Origin of the sequence: Rhizobium sp. FY34, assembly GCF_005222845.1 — a bacterium.
Taxonomy (GTDB): domain Bacteria; phylum Pseudomonadota; class Alphaproteobacteria; order Rhizobiales; family Rhizobiaceae; genus Neorhizobium.
In genome coordinates this window covers 65,978-87,636 of record NZ_STFZ01000036.1, presented here as the reverse complement: position 1 = coordinate 87,636, position 21,659 = coordinate 65,978, and the positions used below count along the sequence as shown (strand labels likewise).

Genomic DNA, 21,659 nt, shown 5'->3' with positions numbered 1-21,659 from the left:
GACGTTCAACACTCTTGTTACAACAGGAAAGGATACCCCATGTCCATTACACGCCCGACCATTGCAGATGTCGCAGATCTGGCTGCAAGCCTTCACATGAACATGTCGCTGGAAGAGGCCGCCGAATATCAGGCCCTGATGGGCGGCATGTTCGATGCTTATGACATCATCGATGCCCTGCCAAACCCTGTGCCGCTTGTAAAATATCCGCGCACTCCCGGCGCGAAACCCGAACCGGCAGACAACACCTACGGCGCATGGGCGATCAAAAGCGAAGTCAAGGGTGCCGCCGAAGGCAAGCTTGCAGGCAAGACAGTTGCGCTCAAGGACAATGTGGCGCTGGCGGGCGTGCCGATGATGAACGGTTCCACCACGCTAGAGGGCTTCATTCCCGCCGCCGACGCCACCATCGTGACCCGCATGCTGGACGCGGGCGCCACCATCCTTGGCAAGGCGGTTTGCGAACATTTCTGCCTGTCTGGCGGCAGCCATACCTCTCATCCCGGTCCGGTACATAATCCCTGGCGCATGGGCTATTCGGCTGGCGGCTCTTCGTCTGGCTCGGCGGCTCTCGTAGCGGCTGGCGAAGTGGACATGGCAATCGGTGGCGACCAGGGCGGCTCGATCCGCATTCCCGCCTCCTATTGCGGCATCTACGGTATGAAGCCGACCCACGGCCTCGTTCCCTATACGGGCGTGATGCCGATTGAATCGACCATCGACCATACCGGACCGATGACGGCTTGCGTTGCTGACAATGCCTTGTTGCTGGAGGTTCTGGCCGGTGCGGATGGGCTCGATCCACGGCAATATTCGCCGCAGGTCTCGGCCTACACCGAGGCGCTTGGCAAGGGCGTCGAGGGATTGAAGATCGGGATTCTGAAAGAAGGCTTTCAGTTGCCCAACCTTCAGCCGGAAGTCGAGGCAAAGGTTCGCGCGGGTGCCGATCGCTTTGCGGCTATGGGAGCCAAGGTTTCGGAAGTTTCCATTCCGGCGCATATGACCGCGCTGGCAGCGTGGAACCCCATCACACTCGAAGGCTTCGTCATGCAGATGATGCATGGCAACGGCATGGGCTTCAACTGGAAGGGCCTCTATGACGTTGGTCTTCTGGATGCGCATGCGGGTTGGCGGCAGAAGGCCGACGATCTCTCCCAGACACTGAAGCTGACCATGCTGGTGGGCCAGTGGGGCCTCTCGCACTATCGGGGTCGCTACTATGCCAAGTCCCGCAACATCGCCATTGCCGTCAAGGCTGCCTATGATGCGGTATTCGGCGACTATGACCTGCTGCTGATGCCTACCCTGCCATGCGTCTCAACGCCGCTTCCGGGCAAGGATGCCCCGCTTGCGGAAGTCGTCACACGCGCCTTTGAGATGACCGCTTCCACCAGCCCCTTCGACGTCACCGGCCATCCGGCCATGTCGATCCCCTGCGGGCTGTCTGATGGGCTGCCGGTTGGTTTGATGCTGATCGCAAAGGATTATGCGGAAGCCACGATCTATCAGGCTGCCAGCGCCTTCGAGGCCGATGGCGATTGGAAGACCTTCTGATGCGGACGATCACTGCCATCATCCGCTTGAAAGCGGAAGCCAAGGCGTGATGAAAGATGCGCTGCTGGCCCTGCTTGCCATGGTCAGCAGCGATGCGGCTCATGGGCTGTTGCCGGAAAACAGGGGCGGTGGTAACCAGCGCGACACCAGCGCTGATTGGCGGAATGCACTTCGATCAAGTGTCCAGTTCGAAAAACCCAATTGGATCATAGGCTTGCTTGCTGCTCGAATGAATCCGACATTTGCTTGCGAGGGTGCTGTCGATGGATGCAAGTGTCGGAAACGAACCACCAGGATTGATCGGTATTTGCGGTTTGGGCATGGCGCGGGCAGGAACTGGTTGTGGACCAAGACGCGCCTCTGTCCAGGGCCCGGCCGGACTACATCCTTTTTTCCGTGCCGCCGAATTCGGCAGTCACGGTCTTGCCGCAGAAGGCGACGAGATCGCCAACGTTCCTGATGCGGCTATCTGCGATGCGGGAGGTTGGTCCGGCAATCGATATGGCGGCATTGGCCGTCCCGGTTTCGTCGAAGATCGGTGCAGCGATGCAGCGCAGGCCGATCGAAAACTCCTCATTGTCCACTGAAAAGCCCTGCTGGCGGATCACGGCAAGCTCGGCATGCAGAGCCTCCACCGTCACGATGGTGTTCTGCGTGTGCCGTTGCATCCCCGTCTGGCTCATCAATGCCGTAACATCTTCGGCGGGCATATGGGCGAGGATTGCCTTGCCTGCGGCTGAGCGATGCATTTCGGCGCGCCCGCCCGGCCGCGAAATGGCCCGTACAGCCTGCTGGCATTGCACCTGGTTCATGCAGATGACTTCTGATCCATGCAGAACGAAGAAATTGACGGTTTCTCCCGTCGCCGTCATCAGCCGGCGCATGTGCGGGGCGGCCAGCGACAACAGATCACGGGACCGGGCGAAGGTATTTCCGACGACGAAGGCCTGCACGCCGACGCTCCAGCACATGGATGCCGCATCAAAGCGCACGAACCTTTGACGTTGCAGGGTGGTCAGGATGCGATGGGCGCTGGACACTGGAAGTGAGACGTCGCGGGCCAGTTCTTTGAGCGTCAATCCGTCGTCACACTCTCCCAACCGCTCCAGAAGCGCCAGCGCCCTGACAATGGACTGAACGCTACCATTCTCTCTAGTATTCTGATTTTCCATGATAATTTTCAATTCTTCGTTGGCGCCCGGAAATGATCTGCAGGTCAGAATTCCACATCGTGAAATTAATTCCAAGAGCCATTGCACAGGGAATGGTCATGCATAAGATCTAAGCAACACACGAAGGAGTGCAGCATGCAGGTCGGAGTTTACAAAGTAAAAATGGGTAATCCCGGCGATGTCTCCGACCTGGAGCGGCAGATTGAGGCAGGCGATATCAATCCTGCCGACATCGTGGCTTTAATCGGCAAGACGGAAGGCAATGGCGGCGCAAACGATTTTACCCGTGGCTTTGCGACCCAGTCCTTTTCGCTTCTTCTATCGAAGTATCTGGCGATTTCGCCGGAAGCGGTGTTGCGGCGTGTGGCATTTGTATGGTCGGGCGGAACCGAGGGTGTGCTCAGTCCGCATGCAACGGTCTTTACCCGTAGCGACAGCCCCCCGTCCACGACGAAGCGCCTGGCCATCGGCATTGCCGTTACGCGTGACCTTGCTCCCGAGGAAGTCGGCACCATGCTGGAGGTGCGTGAAGTCGCCGCCGCCGTGCGCAGGGCTTTGATCGATGCGGGGATAGATGACGCACACGATGTGCATTATGTTCAGGTCAAAGGCCCGCTGTTGACGCCGGCCGCCGTACAGGATGCAGAGCGGCGCGGCGTAGCACTGGTGACGCAGGATCCCAATGGTTCCAAGCCCTATGCGCGCGGCGCAACGGCGCTGGGTGTTGCGGTTGCCCTTGGTGAAGTCGATGAGGCTGATCTGGACGACAGCGTAATTGCCCGGCGCATGGATCTCTGTTCGTTGGTTGCCAATACATCGGCGGGCGGCGAAGTGCGTAATTGTGAGATCTTGCTGTTTGGCAATTCGGCCAAGGCTGGCGGCAATCTCCGGATCGGTCACGGCACTTTGCGCGATGTGATCGATACTGCGGGTATCTGTGATGCTGTTCGCAATGCATTTGACGATGAGGATGCCGTCATCGATCCGCAGCGTATCCGGGCCGTATTTGCCAAGGCAGAAGCCCCGGTTGGCGGCATGCTGCGCGGATGCCGCACCACGATGCTGTCGGATGCCGATATTAACTACGAACGCCATGCGCGTGCAGCGCTTGGCGCTGTGATTGCCTCCGTCACCGGCAATTCTCAGATCTTCGTCTCTGGCGGCACGGAACACCAATGCAAGCCGGGAGAAGCGCCAGTTGCGGTGGTCGTGAGTGTGTAGATTGTGGCCTCCCCTCCCCTCCCCTCCCCTCCCCTCCCCTCGCCCAACCGGGCTGAGTGGCTGCGCTATGTCGCACTGTTAAGGGGGAAGGAAAATATACGCGGCTGCGGCCATTCAAGATGGCGACCGAAGCTGCCGCCGAAACAACGGAGCGATAGAAATCCGTTGTCATGACAGAAACAGGGCGTTTGCCGGCTACACAGACCGGCGGCGGTCTGAAGCAATGAAAGAAGAACCAACAGAGGGATTTCGCCATGATGACATTGCATAGACGTCGCCGGCATCTGTCGGCGGCAACGGTTTTCGCCGTCCTTTCGGTCGGCATATTTTCCGGTTCGGCTCAGGCGCAAGACAAGGCTGCCATTCTTTTGCCCGGTAGCGCAAATGACCAGAGCTGGAATGCGCTGGGCTACGCAATTGTGAAAAGCCTCGAACCGCACGGCTTCACAACGGCCTATTCCGAAAACGTTGCCGATGCCGACGAGGCGGAAGCAGTGCGTGATTATGCGGGACAGGGCTATAGCATCGTGCTTGGCCATTCGGGGCGCTTCGTCTCTGCTATGCAGCAGGTGGCTCCCGACTTCCCCAAGACTCAGTTCATCGCCGTCAGTGGCAATGAGGGTGCCGAACCGAATGTCATGTCGGTGGATTACAACAATGCCCAGTTCGGTTGCCAGGTCGGGCTTCTGGCCGCCCGCATGAGCAAGACCCATAAGGTGGGTGGTATCTACGGGCTGCAGGGCGTGCCCAATATCACGGCACAGGCCGGTGGTTTCCGAGTCTGCGCGGAAAAGGCCGGCGCGCAGGTCACCATTCTCTACATCAAGGATATGGAGGATGCGGCACAGGCCAAGGAAGCCGCATTTTCGATGATTGCAAATGGTGCAGACGTTCTCACCGGCAAGCTCAATGCCGCCGAAGCCGGCCTGGTACAGGCTGCCAAGGAAAAGCAGGTCTATGTCACTGGACGCGGTTTTGACCAGACAGCCATCGCGCCCGACCTCGTGCTCACCAATATCGTCGAAGACTGGCCTTCGATGATTGGCAGCGCGGCGGATCAGGTAAAGCAGGGTAAGCTTTTCGGCACCTTCGTGCAATATGGCTATGATACCGGCAAGACCACCGGTGCCTCGCTGAAATACAGCGCTGACAAGCCATTCGGACCGGCCGTTACCCAGGCCGTTGCCAAGGATGTCGAGGCCATGGCCGCCGATTTTGCTTCCGGTACGTTGAAGATCGTGCCCACCGAGCAAGACGCGCGAAGCGGCAGTTGATCGACCAAGGATGAGAAGGAGGGCGGTAGTCGGCCGCCCTTGCAACCGCCGTTTCGGGGATCCGTATGGCTGCACTTCTGGAAATGCGCGCGATCGCCAAATATTACGGTCCCGTGCGGGCCAATGACGGCATCGATCTCGATGTGCGGGCGGGTGAAATTGTCGGGCTGCTGGGCGAAAACGGTTCCGGCAAGAGCACGCTGATGAAAGTGCTGTTTGGCATCGTGCCGCCCGATAGCGGCGGTATCGTCTTTCGCGGGCGGGAACTCTCGGGCCACCGCCCCCGTGAGGCAATGGGTGCTGGTATCGCGATGATCCATCAGCACTTCATGCTGATTGATGCGATGACTGTTCTGGAAAACGTTATGCTGGGCTGGGCCGAGGCCGGCAAGGTGTTGCGCCGCGGACTGATCGCGCAGCGCGTCCATGAGGTCAGCCGACGTCTCGGCCTTGACTTGGATCCGCATGCGCGCGTGGCAGATCTGCCGCTTGGGCGTCGGCAGCGCATCGAAATCCTGAAAGCTGTCCTGCGCAATGCCGAACTGCTGATCCTGGATGAGCCGACCTCCAATCTTGCGCCGGGCGAGGTGCACGATCTCCTCACCATTCTCAGCCGATTGCGCAGCGAGGGGAGGGGTATCGTCTTCATCACTCATAAACTGCCGGAAGTTTTGGACGTGTGCGACAGCGTGGTGGTGCTGAGGGCCGGAAAAGCCTCTCCCAAGGCTTCTGTCGTGGGTGTCAGTAAATCACAGCTTGCTGAAATGATGGTGGGACGCGATGTCGCTGCTCCCCATATCCTGAAAAAGATCGACAACCAACCTCTGCGGCTGGAAGCAAGGGCGCTCACAGGCGCAGGACTTGGGCCCCTCGACCTCGAACTGCGTGGTGGCGAAATCCTGGGGATTGCAGGTGTCGATGGCAATGGCCAGTTCGAACTGGCCGAAACGTTGAGCGGTCTTCGCCCAGCCGTTTCTGGCAGCTTGCGGCTTGATGGGCGCGACATTGTGCGGATGTCGTCTGCCAGACGCACACGCGTCGGGCTAGCCTACATGCCTGCGGACCGGTCCGCAACGGCACTCGTCAAATCGATGAGCATTGCCGAAAACCTGATGCTGCGCGACAGCCGCCGCCGGCCCTATTGCCGCAATGGGCTTCTGGATCAAGGCGCAACTGTCGAGAAGGCAAACAGCCTGATGGCTCAATTCGATATCCGTGCCAGATCTGCCGATACAAAGGCGGGCAGCCTGTCCGGGGGCAACCAGCAGAAAATCGTCATCGCCCGCGAACTGGACCGGGCACCGGCCGTGCTGGTTGCCCACCAACCGACCTGGGGTCTCGATCCGGGGGCGACGCGCTTTGTTCTCGAACGGATTGTGGCGCTGCGCGATGGCGGTGCTGCCATTGTCTACATATCCTCTGAACTTGAAGAAATATTGGCCATCAGTGATCGCATCGCCGTGCTGTCAGCCGGCCGGTTCGCCGGCCTTGTCAAAAGGGAAGCGGTCGAAAAGGCACAGCTCGGCCTGTGGATGTCAGGGCGGACGGCATGAACGAGATGCAACCGAACACGATCGGCACGCCCGTGCGGTTTCCCTTCCGCTTGCGAACCGATGGAATTCTTGCCCGTATTCTTTGGGCAATCGGGCTATCGATCGTCTGTGCGGCCGGGCTGATCGCCCTGGCCGACAAGAACCCGCTGGTGGCATTTTCCGCCATGCTCGCCGGCGCCTTTGGCTCCGCCCATCAGATCGGCGTGGCGCTCAACAAGGCGTCGCCCTACCTGTTTGCCGGCAGCGGCCTTGCGATATGCTTTCGGGCAGGCGTGATCAATATGGGATCGGACGGGCAGATTGCCTTCGGTGGGATCGGCGCAATGGCGACGATCATGGCTTGGCCAGGCGAGCCGGGCTTGGCGGCGGTAATTGTCGCCTTGCTTGCGGCAGCGTTTTGCGGCGGGCTCTGGGCAGGGCTGGCGACAGCTATTCATCTTGGGCGAGGCGTCAACGAGGTCCTCGTCACCCTGCTTTTGAATTTCGTGGCGCTGCTGTTTGTGCAACTTGTGTTGTCGGGAGTGCTTGGCCAGACTGGCGCCGGCTTTCTACAATCACCGCTGGTGCCGCGCACAGCATGGCTTTGGCGCGTTCCACTCTTCGATTTTCACATCGGAATCGCTGTTGCTGCCCTTGGTGCTGGCCTGCTCTCCTTCATTTTATGGAAGACGCCGTTCGGATTTGCGGTTCGCGTCGCCGGCCGTTCGCGGCTTGCCACGGCCTATGCCGGATTCTCCCTTGCCGGCATTACCTGGGGCGTGATGCTGAGTGCCGGTGCGCTTGCCGGGCTTGCCGGCGGGACGGAAGTTTTGGGACTGCATCACCGGCTCATCGAGGGTTTTTCCTCCGGTTTCGGGTTCAAGGCGGTGACTGTCGCTCTCTTCGGGGCACTGGAACCGGCAGCCGTGATTCCGGCCGCCATCTTCATCGGTCTTCTGGAAACTGGTGCGCTGTCCATGCAACGCCAGATCGGCGTTCCTTCCGCTCTCGTGGTCGTCATCGAGGCCATGACCATGCTGTTCATCCTCATTGCCACGGTGCGCCGCTCATGATTGACTTTCTCGCTGCTGCCATTCGAATTGCCACGCCACTGATCTTTGCAGCACTGGGCGGCATTCTTTCTGAAAGAGCCGGTGTGTTTGCCGTGGGCCTTGAAGGCATGATGCTACTCGGCGCCTGGGCAGCCGTTATCGGCACCTGGGGCACTGGTAGCGAAATGGCCGGGATAGCGGCCGCTGCGGCCGGTGGGGCAATTGCTGCATTGGCCATTGCCATCGTTACCGTTCGGTACCGGGCCGACAATATGGTGACGGGACTGACGGTGAATATTCTCGCACTAGGGCTTACCACCTACCTGATGCGTATCCTGTCGGGCAGCAATGGCCCCGTTTCCGTGCATCTTGATCCTTTGCCTATGATGCCAGTTCCGGGCCTGTCGCAGATTCCGGTGGTGGGAACGCTTCTGTTCTCGCATCCGCCGCTCACCTATCTTGCCGTCATCGGCTGCGTTCTCCTTGCCTTTGTGCTCACCCGCACGCAGGCCGGGTTGCTGCTGTGTGCTACCGGCGAAAATCCCGAGGCGGTGTTTGCCGCAGGGGCTGATCCGATGCGGATCCGGATGCTGGCCGTCATCGCCTGCGGTGGTGTCGCCGGCCTGGGCGGTGCGGTTATTTCCCTGCAACAGGTTGGCACCTTCACTGATGGCATGACGGGAGGCCGCGGCTATCTGGCCCTTGCATCGCTGATTGTGGGCCGGTGGAACCCTTGGGGAGCAGCGGCTGCATGCCTCGTCTTCGGCGCGGCCGAGGCCTTTGAGCTTCGGCTTCAGAGTTACGGCATTCCGGTCAGTTCCTACATCGTACAGATGGCCCCTTATCTTATCGCGCTCGGTGTACTGGCCTTGCTGGGTCGCACGGGCAAATTGCCGGCGGCAATCGGCAAGCCGCTTTAGTACCAAGTGTCGATGAAAGAAATCGACCCTTGGCATAAGATCCCCTTTGGAAGGACAACTGGAATGCTGGAGCAGATCGGCGATATCGCCGTGGCGCTGCGAAGCGGAGACATTACCGCCGAGCGTCTTCTCATACGCTGCCTCGAGCGCATTGAAAGGTTGGACCCTGCCCTCAATTCGTTCGTTTCCATCGACAAGGACGGTGCGCTGCATGCGGCCCGTGACAGTGATAAGCGGTTTGCCGAGGGATCCGCGCGCTCTGATCTCGAGGGCATTCCGCTGTCCATCAAGGATAATATCTTGGTAAAGGGTGTACCCGCGACCTGGGGAAGCCGGGCGTTTGAACATTTCGTGCCGGATCGCGACGAACTGCCCGTGGCGCGCCTTCGACAGGCAGGCGCCGTTATTCTTGGCAAGACGAATGTGCCGGAACTGACGCTGGAAGGCTATACCGACAACGACTTGTTTGGAGTGACCCGCAACCCGTTCGACCCTCGCCTCACCCCTGGCGGATCTTCCGGTGGTGCGGCCGCCGGCGTTGCAGCGGGTCTGGTTCCGGCTGCCATTGGTACCGATGGCGGCGGATCCATTCGCCGGCCGGCGAGCCATACCGGGCTTGTCGGCTGGAAACCGTCGATTGGCCGCATCGCCCGGCTCTGGGGATTTCCCAGCATTCTCTCGGATTTCGAAGTGGTTGGGACGTTGACGCGTTCGGTTGGTGATGCCTGCATTCTCGATGCTGCGATGAAGGGACCGGATCGGCGCGATCGCCGTTCGCTTGTGGCAAGTGCCACCTCCTTGCCAAAGCCTTCAAAGCTTCGGATCTTGTATGTGCCCCGTTTCGGCAGGGGCCCGGTCGATCCCGAAGTTGCCGCAGCAACCGCAGCCTTTGCCAATCAGCTTGCCCTATGCGATGCGGAGGTGACGGAAGGGCAGGTCTTTTTTGACCTCGAACAGGCGAATTCTATCTGGCGCGTCGTATCCCGCGCCGGCGTCGATTACATGATGCAATATTGCGATGGATTGCAGGCTGTCGCTGGCACCTCCGTTCGGGCCATGGCGCAAGATGGCCGTTCAATGCTGGCCAGCACATATGCCGGGGCCTTGGAAAAGGCAGTGGCGATGCGTTGCGCATTGGCAGCGCTTTTCCATGAATATGATCTGGTATTGACGGCAAGCGCTGCCTCGTTGCCATGGGCAGCGGAAAAACCTTACCCCGAAGAAATCGACGGGCAAGCGGCCGGTCCGCGCGACCATGCAATATTCACCGGCTGGGTGAATATTGCCGGCCTTCCAGCCGTCAGCCTGCCCGTTGCAACTTCACGAAGCGGCCTGCCGATCGGCGTTCAGCTTGTGGCCGGCTTCGGCTGCGATGACCAGCTTTTAGATTTTGCGCAAACGCAGACGATTTTATCTTGCCGGCCGGAAATGGCGTTTCCGCCCGAGCAGTTGGACGGTGTTACAGGCTATCCGTCCGAATGATAGGCGGCAAATCCGCCCAGGGCTCGGCGTCTGCCTCGTTCGCCTTCCATTTGTCTCTAATGCCCTGGCTCGGAAAAGGCTATTTCACTATCGTGACGGGGGAGGGGCTGCGACGCAGAGGTGGATCGGTTTCTGCCGTCGGCAAGCGCCTTGCTTGGGATCTCGTTTTGCATTTGACCCCAAGCCTGTCGGTTCGGTAAGCGCTGTGGCCGCATTTTTGCGATAAGGACCATTCCTGCGATATTCCCTTCGGGTGAACAGGGCAGGGGAGGTCGCTACGAGGCTCTACCACACACAGTGTTTCTGTCTCCCCAGGCTGTAAACAGCGGGCGACCTTTACAGCTGTAAAGTCCTTGGGACCCAGAAGAAACATGTTTACGTTTCGCTAACGAAAAATCCCTTGAAGAATCGGAGTCCCTCTGTCATCCCTGACGGAAATGATCTCGTAACGCGATCATAACCGTCAAGAGGGTAGAATGCTTCAACCGGCTTCTCAGAACGTCAGAGATACTGCATCGAAGATCGGGGTCTATACGTCGAAGCTGTCTGCAGAACTCAATGACATGCGCGAAGCCGTCTATCCGCCGTCAGCGCAAAAGACATTTGCCCGAACGTTTTCCACGCTCGATCTCGTTCGGCTTTTGAAGGTTCCAGAAAGCACGCTTCGACAGCTGACGATTGAAGGGAAGGGCCCCTTGCCGGAACGTGCCGACAATAACCGCCGCACCTATACCGTGGACCAAGTGAAGGAGCTGCGCTCGTTTCTGGCTTCTCTTCGGCCCGACGACGCTGCGGATCTTCTTCCCTATCGCCGCAAGGGTGAGAAACTCCAGGTTATTGCGACCGCAAATTTCAAAGGCGGCAGCTCCAAGACGACGACGTCCATCCATCTGGCGCATTTCCTTGGACTTCAAGGCTACCGTGTTCTGTGTCTCGACCTTGACCCTCAGGCGTCCATGACGGCGCTTTTTGGTATTCAACCGGAATTCGATCTGGGCGATAACGAAACTGCATATGCCGCCATTCGCTATGACAATGAACGCCGGTCTTTGGCGGATATCATCCGCCCGACCTATTTTCCTGGCGTCGATCTGGTGCCGGGAAATCTTGAGCTCATGGATTTCGAGTTTGATACTCCATCCTATCTGACGTCAAAGAACAGGGATGATCTCGGCCTGTTTTTTGAACGGTTGAGCAATGCTCTTGCGCGCGTCGATGATCGCTACGATATCGTCATCATCGATACCCCCCCCTCACTCGGCTACTCGACGCTGGCGGCTCTCTACGCCGCGACCTCGTTGATAATCACGGTTCATCCCGCGATGCTCGATGTCGCGTCCTGCAATCAGTTCCTCATCATGATTTCGGACCTCTCGGAGGTTCTTGGACAGTTTGGCGCCAAGTTCGAGCATGATTTTTTCCGTTTCCTGCTGACACGTGTGAACCCCAATGATGGTCCGCAGAAATACATGTCTGGCGTCATGCGCCGACTGTTCGGCGATGACGTTCTTGTGTCGGAGGCGCTTGAGTCCACGGCCATCGCAGGTGCGGCGGTCGCAAAGAAGACCCTTTACGAACTCGAAGCCGGCGAAGTCGGTCGTGAGGCGCTTAAACGTGCGATCGAGAGTGCCGATCGCGTTAATTCCGAAATTCTTGGCCTGATCCATAAGGTTTGGGGGCGTGGCACATGAAAAAGAGCATCCTTCAGAGAATGGCAGACGCCGAAAATCGCAGTGATGCGACATCGGCTGCCGAAGGCTCCGAAAAGTCGTTGTTGACGCGCCGTCACTCCTCGCCGGTGATTTCCAATGTGGGACGAGCGCTCACGCAGCTAACTGAAGACAGCATCATTTCTCTCGATCCAGATAGGTTGGAGCGCTCGCCTTATAAGGATCGCTTCGACAATGATGAAGAGGCCGAGAGAGAGCTGGAGGCTCTCAAGCTATCTATTGCCAGGGAAGGTCAGAAAATCCCTGTACTGGTTCGACCGCATCCCAGCAAAGCCGATCGCTATCAGCTTGCTTATGGCTACCGTCGCTGGGCCGCAATCAAGGCAATGATGGCGGAATCTGAGCGACCAGAAACCATCAAGATCAAAGCCTATGTCCGGGATCTGACTGATCGCCAGTTGATCGAGGAACAGTCTCTCGAAAATGGCGTCAGGGAAAACCTGACCTGGATCGAACAGGCAATGTGGGCGGTGCAGTTGAAAAGTGCCGGACTATCGCATCGTGCAATGTGCCCAATCCTTGGTCTGTCAGAAGCCGGGGTCTCTCACCTGTTCCGTGTCACCGACCTTATACCTGAAGATATCATTCATGCGATAGGTAGGGCAAAGGGTGTTGGCCGTCCGAAATGGACGGCGTTTTCCGAACTGCTGAAAGATTCAGGCAGGATCGAGCGTGTTCGCAAGATTGTTGAAACACCAGCATTTCGAACTGCGGAGAGTGCGGAACGGATCCTACAGGCGGTGCGCGCTGCGAGCGGCAAGCTTGAGACGTCAGGCACGACAGGCCAGGATGAGATCTTCGACTTCAGGCTTGGCGAGAGGGTCTTTGGTCGCATGAAAAGCACGCCATCTGGAGCAACTGTGACGATTCCGAAGCAGGAAACAGACTTTGCGCGCTGGTTGGTGGAACGAATGCCCGCGCTGCTGCGCGAATACAATCATCAGGACGGCTCCCCTCACTGAAAGAGTGGGCAGCCACAAGATCAACCGGTCGAGAAGGAGAGACCGTTACAAAAGAAAAAGGCCCCAAAACGTTTCCGTCGTGGAAGCCTCTCTCAATTCCTTAAGCAAGATCGAGAATCGCATTTCCACGAATCACAGTCAAGAGTCTTTGGCATCGTTTTGGTGAGCAGATTTCTTTTGCCTCACGAAAGGTGAAGAAAAATGCAAGGTGGAAATGTAACGACGCCCTTTGGGCGGCGACCGATGACGCTCGCATTGGTGAAAGATCAGCTTCAAACAGCGCAGAGCACTCTAGAGAAAGCTGTAGACAAGTGGAAAGTGTTTCGCGACGTCTGCGAGGCAAAGGATGTTTTTGGTTTCCAAGATCGTTCGCTTGCCGTGCTCCATGCTCTGTTGAGTTTCTATCCAGAGACCCACCTTGCCGATGAAGGTGGCCTGGTCGTGTTTCCCTCCAACGCACAATTGTCAATTCGTGCACATGGCATTGCCGGTACGACGCTTCGGCGTCACCTTGGCGCGCTTGTCGATGCGGGGCTTATTCAGCGTCGCGATAGCCCAAATGGCAAACGATATGCCCACCGTAGCAAGGCAGGCGAGATCGAGGACGCATTCGGCTTCAGCCTTGCGCCCTTGGCCGTGCGGTCTGATGAGCTTGCGCAGCTTGCACAGCAGGTCGCGGACGAGCGCCTTCGGTTCAAGCGTGCGAAGGAGGCTTTGACGCTGTGCCGTCGTGACGTCCGCAAGCTGATTTCGGCTGCTATGGAGGAGGGGGCGGCTGGTGATTGGACGGCAATTGAAGCCAGCTATGTGACCCTTATTGCCCGCCTTCCACGCACGCCGAGGCACGAAACTGTTCTTGCGGTGCTTGAGGAAATGAAGCTCCTGCGTACACAGATAGTCAAGCAATTGGAAACCCAATTAAAATCAGAAAAAATGGACGGCAATGCTGTCCATAATGAACGTCACATACAGAATACAAAACCTGATTCCACCTATGATTTTGAACCGCACCAAGAAAAAAGAGCGGGCGAAAGGTCCAACCAGGAATCGCAAAGGATTACCGAGCCGCTGAAGTGCTTCCCGTTGAGCTTGGTACTGAGAGCGTGCCCGCAGATTGCCGATTATGGTGCCGGCGGCAAAATAGACCAATGGCGTGAACTGATGTCGGCAGCCGTTATTGTCCGGTCCATGCTGGGTGTCAGCCCGTCAGCCTATCAGGAAGCCTGTGAGGTCATGGGGCCGGAAAATGGCGCAATTGCCATTGCCTGCATCCTTGAACGGTCAGGTCATATCCATTCACCGGGTGGCTATCTGCGCGACCTCACCCGCAAGGCACAACGTGGCGAGTTCAACCTTGGTCCGATGTTGATGGCGGCGTTGAAGGCGAATGCCGGATATGAACGGCGAAGCGCCTGAATATGTCCCATTTTATCTGTGCAGGAGGGCGAGAGTATTCACTCAGAGAAGGTCTGGGTATTGGTAGCATCTGCCAAAGGCCGATGCACGCCGTTTTCGATGTGTCCGACATCAGCGCCCTTGAGACATAAGTTGCTTAGTTGAGAAGAGAGGATTTTCGGCTCGTCGCAGCTCATTCAAGGGAAGCGAAGATGAGATAAAGAACTGGGCGTATGGGGGTCGGAACAGCGTTGGTGCAGGGACCAAATTTCAACGTTTTGCATTTATGAGGCCGGGTGTGATTATGTGTTGAGGTTTGACCCCTTTCGGCGCGCGAGAATGACCCCGGTCGGGTCAGATTAATGCGCTGAAGAAATTGCCGTTTCTCCTGCGTGACTGGGGTCAGCCTTCGGCGCCGATGGTGGGGTCAAACGCCACGCCGCAACACATGTCGGCGGCGCAAGGTTCTGGCGCGCCGATACAAAAGCCAACTACGGCATCCTCGACGATATCGCGTCGAACAGGATCAACATGAAGCTGATCGCCGACCATTGGGACGATCTGTTGCGTCTCGCCGGCTCCCTCAAACTCGGCGTCGTCCAGGCCGCTGGACTCACCCGAACCCTCCAGACCAATGACCGGCCAACCCGCCTCGCTCGCGCCCTGCAGGAGCTCGGTCGCCTTATCAAGACGCTTTATCTCCTGCGCTTCATTGATGATGAAACCTACAGGCGCCGTATTCTCATCCAGCTCAATCGCGGTGAAGGTCGCCACCAGCTCGCCCGCGTCATCTTCCATGGAAAACGCGGAGAATTGCGTCAGCGTTATCGTGAAGGTCAGGAAGACCAACTCGGAGCCTCGGGCTGGTCGTCAATCTTGTTGTGCTCTGGAACACGATCTACACGGATGCAGCCCTCAACCAGCTCATCACCGAAGGCTACGACGTCAAGCCGGAGGATGTCGCGCGCCTCTCCCCGCTCGGCTTTCGTCACGTCAACATGCTTGGCCGATACGCCTTTACTCTCCCCGAATTCGTTGCCCGAGGCGAACTCAGACCGCTACGCGATCCGAAAGCCGCCGACCCGGACGACGAGCCGTGACTTCCTTATGTAGATTTTCTGTTCCGTTGCTACTCAGACCCCGATTCAGGAGCAAGCCGAATGCTCGACAAATAGCATCAAAGACCAGTCACCGAGGACGGGCTCATCTGATGGTAGCAGCTCAATTCTAGTTTCGAAAATATTCAAAAATATAAAACCTTAAATAATTCTCTTAACGTCAAACACAATGCAAGACTGCCCCAGCGGAAATCAGCACAAGCTGATGTTGGGTGGTGAACGTGATGGAATTGAATGTAGTTTCTGCCGAACAGACAACAGGGATAGAGGACCATATTCCGAACCGTCTGGAGCCAGCACAAAATGATTATTTTGCGCCTTACTGGCGGAAATTTCGCCGGGATGAATTTTGGCGCTCGATCCCCTCTTGGCACGATGTTTCTGAACGAGTGTTCCTAGATGCGATGTGGCAAGAACAAAACGCAGTCATAAATAGGGAAAGATTAGAGCGGCTAGTCGGGCCGTTGGTGGATCCGTCCTTCCTGGACGACGCGACCGAGGGAATGAAGCGCGCGCCGATGGCGATGCGAATCTCGCCTTACATAATCAGTTTGATCAACTGGGCGGGGCCGATATCCGATCCACTTCGGCGCCAGTTTCTTCCACTCGGCTCGGAGATTGAGGAAGATCATCCTCTGCTTGGTCTTGATACACTTGGTGAACAGAGTGACTCACCTGTGGCAGGCTTAACCCATCGATATCGCACAAAGGCTTTGTTTCTACCGACGAGCACATGTCCCGTTTACTGTCGCTTTTGCACGCGCAGCTATGCGGTTGGTACGGACACCGAGGAGGTCGCGAAAGTCCGATTGGGTGCTGGACGTGAGCGTTGGAAGAACGCCTTTGACTATGTAGCGGAACACCCAGAGCTTGAGGATATCGTTGTGTCGGGTGGAGACGCATTTCGCCTGAAGCCGGACCAACTAAAAACAATTGGTGATGCGTTACTGGATCTTCCGAACGTCAGGCGAATTCGTTTTGCAACCAAGGGCCTTGCGGTGCAGCCGATGAAAATCATTACTGACCGAGGCTGGCTCAACGCTCTCACTGCAGTGTCTGAGCGAGGGCGCTATTTACGCAAAGAAGTGTGCCTTCATACTCATTTCAACCACCCGAACGAGATAACTGGTATCACCGAGGATGCTGCGGGACTCCTCTTTGAACGTGGGATTACTGTTCGTAATCAAGCCGTTTTGCTGAGAGGTGTGAACGATGGAGATGATTGTTTAGTCGATCTTGGGCGGCGTCTCAGCACACTGAACATTCACCCATACTATACATATCTCTGCGACCTCGTAACGGGGACAGAGGACCTCCGGACGACGATTGCTAGGGGCATTTCCCTGGAAAAGATCGTCCGCGGCACCACTGCGGGCTTCAACACGCCCACGTTTGTCGTCGACACGTTGGGCGGTGGCGGCAAGAGGGACGTTCACAGTTTCGAATACTACGATCCTGACTTCGGGCTGGCCGTTTATGCCGCTCCGTCGGTCAAGCCCGGAAAATTTTTTATCTCAGGAGATCCGCTGCGCGATCTCCGCCAGGACGTCAGGGACGTCTGGCAGAACCCGGCCACGCGAACAGAACTTATCGACAACGTCCTCAAGAATATCTGTCACCACTGCTAGCCCCGGATTTTCCGGTGCCCAGCAGCATGAATCCAATGCTTGTTCCAACAGGGGAGAGTTACTATGCAGTCAGGAAAAAACACGCTGTATGCCGCAGCGAATTCAGTAGACGTGCTTGGTCTCGGATGTGGTCCCGCAAACCTCGCGTTGGCAGCAGCCATCGAGGACGGGCATCAGGAATCCACCCTGCGGGCAATCTTTACCGAACGCGCTGACTCCGTTGAATGGCAGAAAAACATGTTGATTCCATGGTCTAGAAGCCAAACATCCTTCGTCAAGGATTTGGTTACGCTTCGAAACCCGCGAAGTGAGTTCTCTTTTCTGAACTTTCTCAAGGCGACCGGAAAACTTGTTGAGTTCGCGAACCTCGGCACACTTTTCCCCTATCGCATCGAACTGTCCGCCTACGTCTCTTGGGTCGCCGAGCGCCTGGGCAAAGTCGAGATATCCACTAGGCACGAGTGTACGGCGCTTCAGCCTGTGATTGAGGGCGGGCGGGTTACGGAATTTGAGGCATCTTTCAGTAACGGGCGGCGCATCAGAGCGGCCGACGTTGTGGTCGGGATCGGTCGCAAACCCAATATCCCAACTGCTTTCAAAGATCTTCCGGACGACCGCTGCGCTCATAGCAGTAAGTTCCTGTCGCTCGTGGACGCATGGAAAGGCCGCCGCGGACTTCGGGTAGCGGTAGTGGGCTCAGGCCAGAGCGCTGCGGAGATATTGCTAAGTATTCCTGAGGAGCTGCCGGAAAGCCGTGTCACTGTGATCATGCGGAGCTTGGGGTTTCGGAATTCCGAAACCAGTAAATTTCTGGACGAGTTTTATTTCCCCGAGTTCGTTGACGTGTTCTACGGATTGCCTGAAGCCGGGCGCCGGCTCGTTGCCGACGAGATCCGGCACACGAACTACGCTGGCGTAACGCCGGTTATGCTAGAGGCGCTGTACTCGAAAATTTATCTGGAGCGGCTTACCAACACTGCTCAGCACGAAATTTCGGGAAGCACCGAAGTCGTGGATGCGTCTGTTGCTGACGGAAATGTTCATCTCCAACTCCGAGACATGATGACGAATGAAGTCTCGGAAACGCAATGCGATTTTGTGGTCCTGGCAACCGGCTACGAAACAGGGCAACCAGCGCTGTTGGCCGATATAGGTGAGCTACTGATTAAGGACGCTACTGGGCAGTTCGTGGTGAACCGAAACTACCGGGTAGAAACAGAACCGGGCGTCGAAGCCAGCATATACCTTCAAGGCTATAGTGAAGCGACACATGGTATCACCGAAGGCGTACTCAGCATCGTGAGCATTCGCGCGCAAAACGTTCTTCAGGAGATATTCGAACGGCGGGCGGAAAGGCTTCGGAGGTCATCGGATAAAATGCGCGTTGCGAACTAGCCTCTCCATATCAAAGAGCTTAGCCCGCTGGAAAGGGACCCTGCCATGGTTTTGAATGCAATGAACTGGAATAGCCTGAAGCACGAATATGGGCTTGATGCCAAACGCTTGGTTCCATGGGAAGCACTGAAGGCTCCATTCGAAGGCGCCTGGTGCATTGTGCGCCCGAACACACATACAACACGCCACGCCCACCCCGATCGTGAGTTATTCATCGGCGTGGAGGGAAGAGCGCGCGTCGTCGTTGGTGACCACGTCTATGAAATTCAAAAAGGCGACTTCATCGCGATCCCTGCAGCAGTGGAGCATCACATCGAGAATTCCTACGACGACGATTTTCAGATGATGAGCATCTGGTGGGACGCAGACCTGGCGTCCAAGTATGTCAATGAGGAGGTTCCTTATAATGGCTAAGTTGATCGTGACTTGTGCCCCACCAACATCAAATGGCGATCTTCATTTGGGTCATCTCGCCGGGCCGTACCTTGCGTCAGACGTATTCACACGCATCCGGAGATTGCTCGGCGACGACGTGCACTACGTTTCATATTCGGACGATTACCAAAGCTATGTCGTTCGTAAGGCACGGGGAGAAAACAGGCCGCCTGAAGCCGTAGCACGGCAATACGGTCCTCTAATGGCCCGGACACTTGCTAAGGCTCGGATTGAGCCTGACCATTTTATGCATACCCTAGGCCTCGGCGATCACTACCTTGAGACATTGAGCTCGTTCTATCTTGCATTGAAGAGTGCCGGGACGTTGTTTTCTCAGAGAACGGAGGTGCCGTTTTCGCAAGAGCTTCAGCTCTGGGGCTATGAAGCCTTTGCCCGTGGAACATGCCCGAACTGTGGAGACCCCACGGATACCAGCCAATGCGAAGGCTGTGCCATGCCGCCCGATCTTGCCCGAATGCGCGATGTTCGCTGCATCGTGGACGGTCAGCCGATGGGATGGGTAGAAGTCAATCAACTTTTCCTGGACGTCGAGAAAAACCGGGCGGTCTTGCAAGAACTTTATCGGAGAGCTCCATTTAGGCCGGCGCTACGCGATTTCACATCGTTGGTTCTTGATGAACCGATCTTACCATGGGCGATATCGCGCCCACACGATTGGGGGCCGCGGGTCCCCGATGATCCGGCTGCGACACTTCACACTTGGTTTGGAGGAATAGCGGGATATTGCGCCGCGTCGCAGGAATGGGCACTCAAGCTTGGAGAGGAAGCTCTGTTCTCCAAATACTGGCGCGATAAAGAGACACGCTTGATACATTTTGTGGGGATTGACTGCGCGTACAGCCATGCCGTCGCATATCCGATTATGCTCGCACATCTGCCGGTGGCGCCGACTGTTGGGAATATTTTCACCAATCAATTTTTAAGCCTTCATGGGCATGACTTCTCCACCAGCAGAGGAGTCGCCATTTGGGCCAGCGAGTTTCTCGACAACATCGAGTCTGACAGCGCCCGCTTTTACCTGGCCTTGCGTGCACCGGAGACCACCGAGCAAGACTTCGATCTTGATGAGTTCCGCCTGACGATAAATGACTTATTGGCATCCCGATTGATGAATGCAATTGCATCTGTGCGGGACGGCAAAAACGAAGAACCGCTTAGCGGAGAGGCGTTCCAGGATGAATTCGGAGGAACGCTCGAATCTTTGCGTCAGCGCTTTATGAAGGCAAGCTCGGTCGAGAGTTTTTCGATGAATGTTCAAGGGGCGGTTCTCGTTGATCTTATAGGCCTTCTCGATTCCACCGATCCAAGGCAATTAAGGACCGTTTTGAGCATCTACAGTTTGATGGCAACTGCGATCCAGCCATCATTATCATCAGCACTGGCGGCGTTTCTACGCCTTCCCAATAAATGGGGCGTTGCATGGCTGTTGAATGGGGGATCCCTGACGGTCCCCAGTTCAGAACAAGTTGGAGAGCCCTCCCCCACGATTCAAGAGATAGGGCCTGACATAATCAAGAGGTTCAAGAGCACATTCGAAGCTGCAGTGAAGGCAGCCTAGAGACATGAGCGAAGGCGACACGTTCGACATTGCAGTAATCGGCGGCGGAATAGTAGGCAGCGCAATAGCCTGGTTTTGTGCTGATGCGGGGGCAAAGGTAGTGCTGATCGAGCGCAGTGAACCAGGTGCAGGCGGTGCGACATCTGTCTCGGGCGGAATTCTACGAGTGTTCGACCGAGATGTTCACGTGGCGCGCTGTGCGAAGCACGGAATGTCGATCTTCAAAAACTGGGGCAAATACGGGATGCCTGGTTCCGCAGGGTACGTCCCCTGCGGATTTGTCTACCTGCTCAATGATCATGACGTAATCGCAGCCCGTGGTCTTGCCGAACAACTGGACTCACGAGCCTATCCGGTCAAGTTCATCGAGAAGAATGCGATAAGGTCCCTATTTGGATGGCTGAAAGAAGGCGAGTGGGCTGGAGCAGTCCTCGAAGCGAAGGGGGGCTATGGGGAGCCGCGCAGAACAGCTGAAAGCTTGTCGAATGCCGCATATCTCCGAGGGGTAATTGCCTGCACGAACGAGACCGTACAATCGGTTCAGCCTGATCCCGATGGCGTCCGTATAGTCACAAACAAACGCATCCTCTTTGGGGGGAAAGCTGTGTTGAGTGCAGGAGCAGCAACAGATGCCGTATTGATAAAAAGCGGAATTATTTTGCGAGATGATCAGCGTATCCGTCCCCGCGCGATCGGCGTGCCCACGCTCGTTAGCAACAATGGTGGGATGCCCATCAGTCACACGGTCGTCGACGAACTGAATGTCACATATGTTCGACCGTTAAGCTCAGGCGCTTACATGGTGGGAGCAAACTTGGACAGGTGGGTCACGGATCCTCATGAGGTAATCCAATCAACATCTGATCAGGCCGAAGATGCTCATATGCGTGGAGCAAAGATCGCCCAATGCCTCGACGCAACGACAGTAGCAGACGGAGTTTGCGGGATCGATGGCTATACGATCAGCGGCCGCCCGGTGGTGGGCGTAGTCCCCGGTTTTAAGGAACTGTTCATAGCTGCGGGCTTCTCTGGCCGAGGTTATAAAACTGCCCCTTTTGTTGCGGCAGTGATAGCGGAAAATTTGGTCGGTCCGCCGCAGTCAGCGGTTTTGCGAGAAATGGTTAAGCATGGGTTGGGCGAGTACGCGCAGGCCCCTGCCCTCAACTAAAGCGAGACCGGCGTGTAGATGGCGCGAAATAGTATGAGGTCG

16 protein-coding genes and 1 pseudogene are annotated in these 21,659 nt (G+C 56.9%); 16 read left to right on the top strand and 1 reads right to left on the bottom strand.

Going from position 1 to position 21,659, the window contains the following annotated elements; all coding sequences use genetic code 11:
* Positions 1-39: 39 nt before the first annotated feature.
* A complete protein-coding gene (locus tag E8M77_RS21590) occupies positions 40-1,554 on the top strand; it encodes an amidase (RefSeq protein ID WP_137132681.1) in 1,515 nt (504 codons plus the stop codon).
* Between the two features lie 380 nt (positions 1,555-1,934).
* Here E8M77_RS21590 and E8M77_RS21585 read toward each other — a convergent pair whose 3' ends face one another.
* The gene (locus E8M77_RS21585) at positions 1,935-2,726 is read right to left on the bottom strand and encodes an IclR family transcriptional regulator C-terminal domain-containing protein (RefSeq protein WP_137132680.1); all 792 of its coding nucleotides are present in this window, start codon (positions 2,724-2,726) and stop codon (positions 1,935-1,937) included.
* 135 nt (positions 2,727-2,861) lie between these two features.
* Between E8M77_RS21585 and E8M77_RS21580 the strand changes: the two genes are divergently transcribed.
* The 15 genes and pseudogenes from E8M77_RS21580 (at position 2,862) to E8M77_RS21510 (ending at position 21,617) form a co-directional block, all read left to right on the top strand.
* Entirely contained in the window at positions 2,862-3,947 is a 1,086-nt protein-coding gene (locus E8M77_RS21580) for a ring-opening amidohydrolase (protein ID WP_137132679.1), read from the top strand.
* A 257-nt stretch (positions 3,948-4,204) separates the two neighbouring features.
* Positions 4,205-5,221: a BMP family protein gene (locus E8M77_RS21575; protein ID WP_170975966.1), complete on the top strand. Its 1,017-nt coding sequence runs from the start codon at positions 4,205-4,207 to the stop codon at positions 5,219-5,221.
* 65 nt (positions 5,222-5,286) lie between these two features.
* Positions 5,287-6,774: an ABC transporter ATP-binding protein gene (locus E8M77_RS21570; RefSeq protein ID WP_137132677.1), complete on the top strand. Its 1,488-nt coding sequence runs from the start codon at positions 5,287-5,289 to the stop codon at positions 6,772-6,774.
* The gene (locus E8M77_RS21565) at positions 6,771-7,826 is read left to right on the top strand and encodes an ABC transporter permease (RefSeq protein WP_137132676.1); all 1,056 of its coding nucleotides are present in this window, start codon (positions 6,771-6,773) and stop codon (positions 7,824-7,826) included. Before E8M77_RS21570 ends, E8M77_RS21565 begins: the two co-directional genes overlap by 4 nt.
* Entirely contained in the window at positions 7,823-8,725 is a 903-nt protein-coding gene (locus E8M77_RS21560) for an ABC transporter permease (RefSeq protein ID WP_137132675.1), read from the top strand. Before E8M77_RS21565 ends, E8M77_RS21560 begins: the two co-directional genes overlap by 4 nt.
* Before the next feature lie 63 nt (positions 8,726-8,788).
* On the top strand, positions 8,789-10,207 hold the full coding sequence (locus E8M77_RS21555; RefSeq protein ID WP_170975965.1) for an amidase: 1,419 nt from the start codon (positions 8,789-8,791) through the stop codon (positions 10,205-10,207).
* A gap of 476 nt (positions 10,208-10,683) precedes the next feature.
* Positions 10,684-11,898, top strand: coding sequence for a plasmid partitioning protein RepA (gene repA, locus E8M77_RS21550; protein ID WP_137132673.1), 1,215 nt, complete (start codon positions 10,684-10,686; stop codon positions 11,896-11,898).
* Positions 11,895-12,899, top strand: coding sequence for a plasmid partitioning protein RepB (gene repB, locus E8M77_RS21545; RefSeq protein ID WP_137132672.1), 1,005 nt, complete (start codon positions 11,895-11,897; stop codon positions 12,897-12,899). Before repA ends, repB begins: the two co-directional genes overlap by 4 nt.
* Positions 12,900-13,100: 201 nt before the next feature.
* Positions 13,101-14,315: a plasmid replication protein RepC gene (gene repC / locus E8M77_RS21540; protein ID WP_137132671.1), complete on the top strand. Its 1,215-nt coding sequence runs from the start codon at positions 13,101-13,103 to the stop codon at positions 14,313-14,315.
* Between the two features lie 429 nt (positions 14,316-14,744).
* Positions 14,745-15,394, top strand: a pseudogene (locus E8M77_RS21535) (Tn3 family transposase); the annotation flags it as partial.
* Positions 15,395-15,636: 242 nt separating this feature from the next.
* Positions 15,637-17,040: a KamA family radical SAM protein gene (locus E8M77_RS21530; RefSeq protein ID WP_137132670.1), complete on the top strand. Its 1,404-nt coding sequence runs from the start codon at positions 15,637-15,639 to the stop codon at positions 17,038-17,040.
* 63 nt (positions 17,041-17,103) lie between these two features.
* On the top strand, positions 17,104-18,435 hold the full coding sequence (locus E8M77_RS21525; RefSeq protein ID WP_137132669.1) for a SidA/IucD/PvdA family monooxygenase: 1,332 nt from the start codon (positions 17,104-17,106) through the stop codon (positions 18,433-18,435).
* A gap of 45 nt (positions 18,436-18,480) precedes the next feature.
* Positions 18,481-18,849, top strand: coding sequence for a cupin domain-containing protein (locus E8M77_RS21520; protein ID WP_137132668.1), 369 nt, complete (start codon positions 18,481-18,483; stop codon positions 18,847-18,849).
* Complete coding sequence (locus tag E8M77_RS21515) at positions 18,842-20,449, top strand: class I tRNA ligase family protein (protein ID WP_170975964.1); 1,608 nt, start codon at positions 18,842-18,844, stop codon at positions 20,447-20,449. The genes E8M77_RS21520 and E8M77_RS21515 overlap by 8 nt, the downstream gene beginning before the upstream one ends.
* Positions 20,450-20,453: 4 nt before the next feature.
* On the top strand, positions 20,454-21,617 hold the full coding sequence (locus E8M77_RS21510; protein ID WP_137132666.1) for an FAD-dependent oxidoreductase: 1,164 nt from the start codon (positions 20,454-20,456) through the stop codon (positions 21,615-21,617).
* The last annotated feature ends 42 nt before the right edge of the window (positions 21,618-21,659 follow it).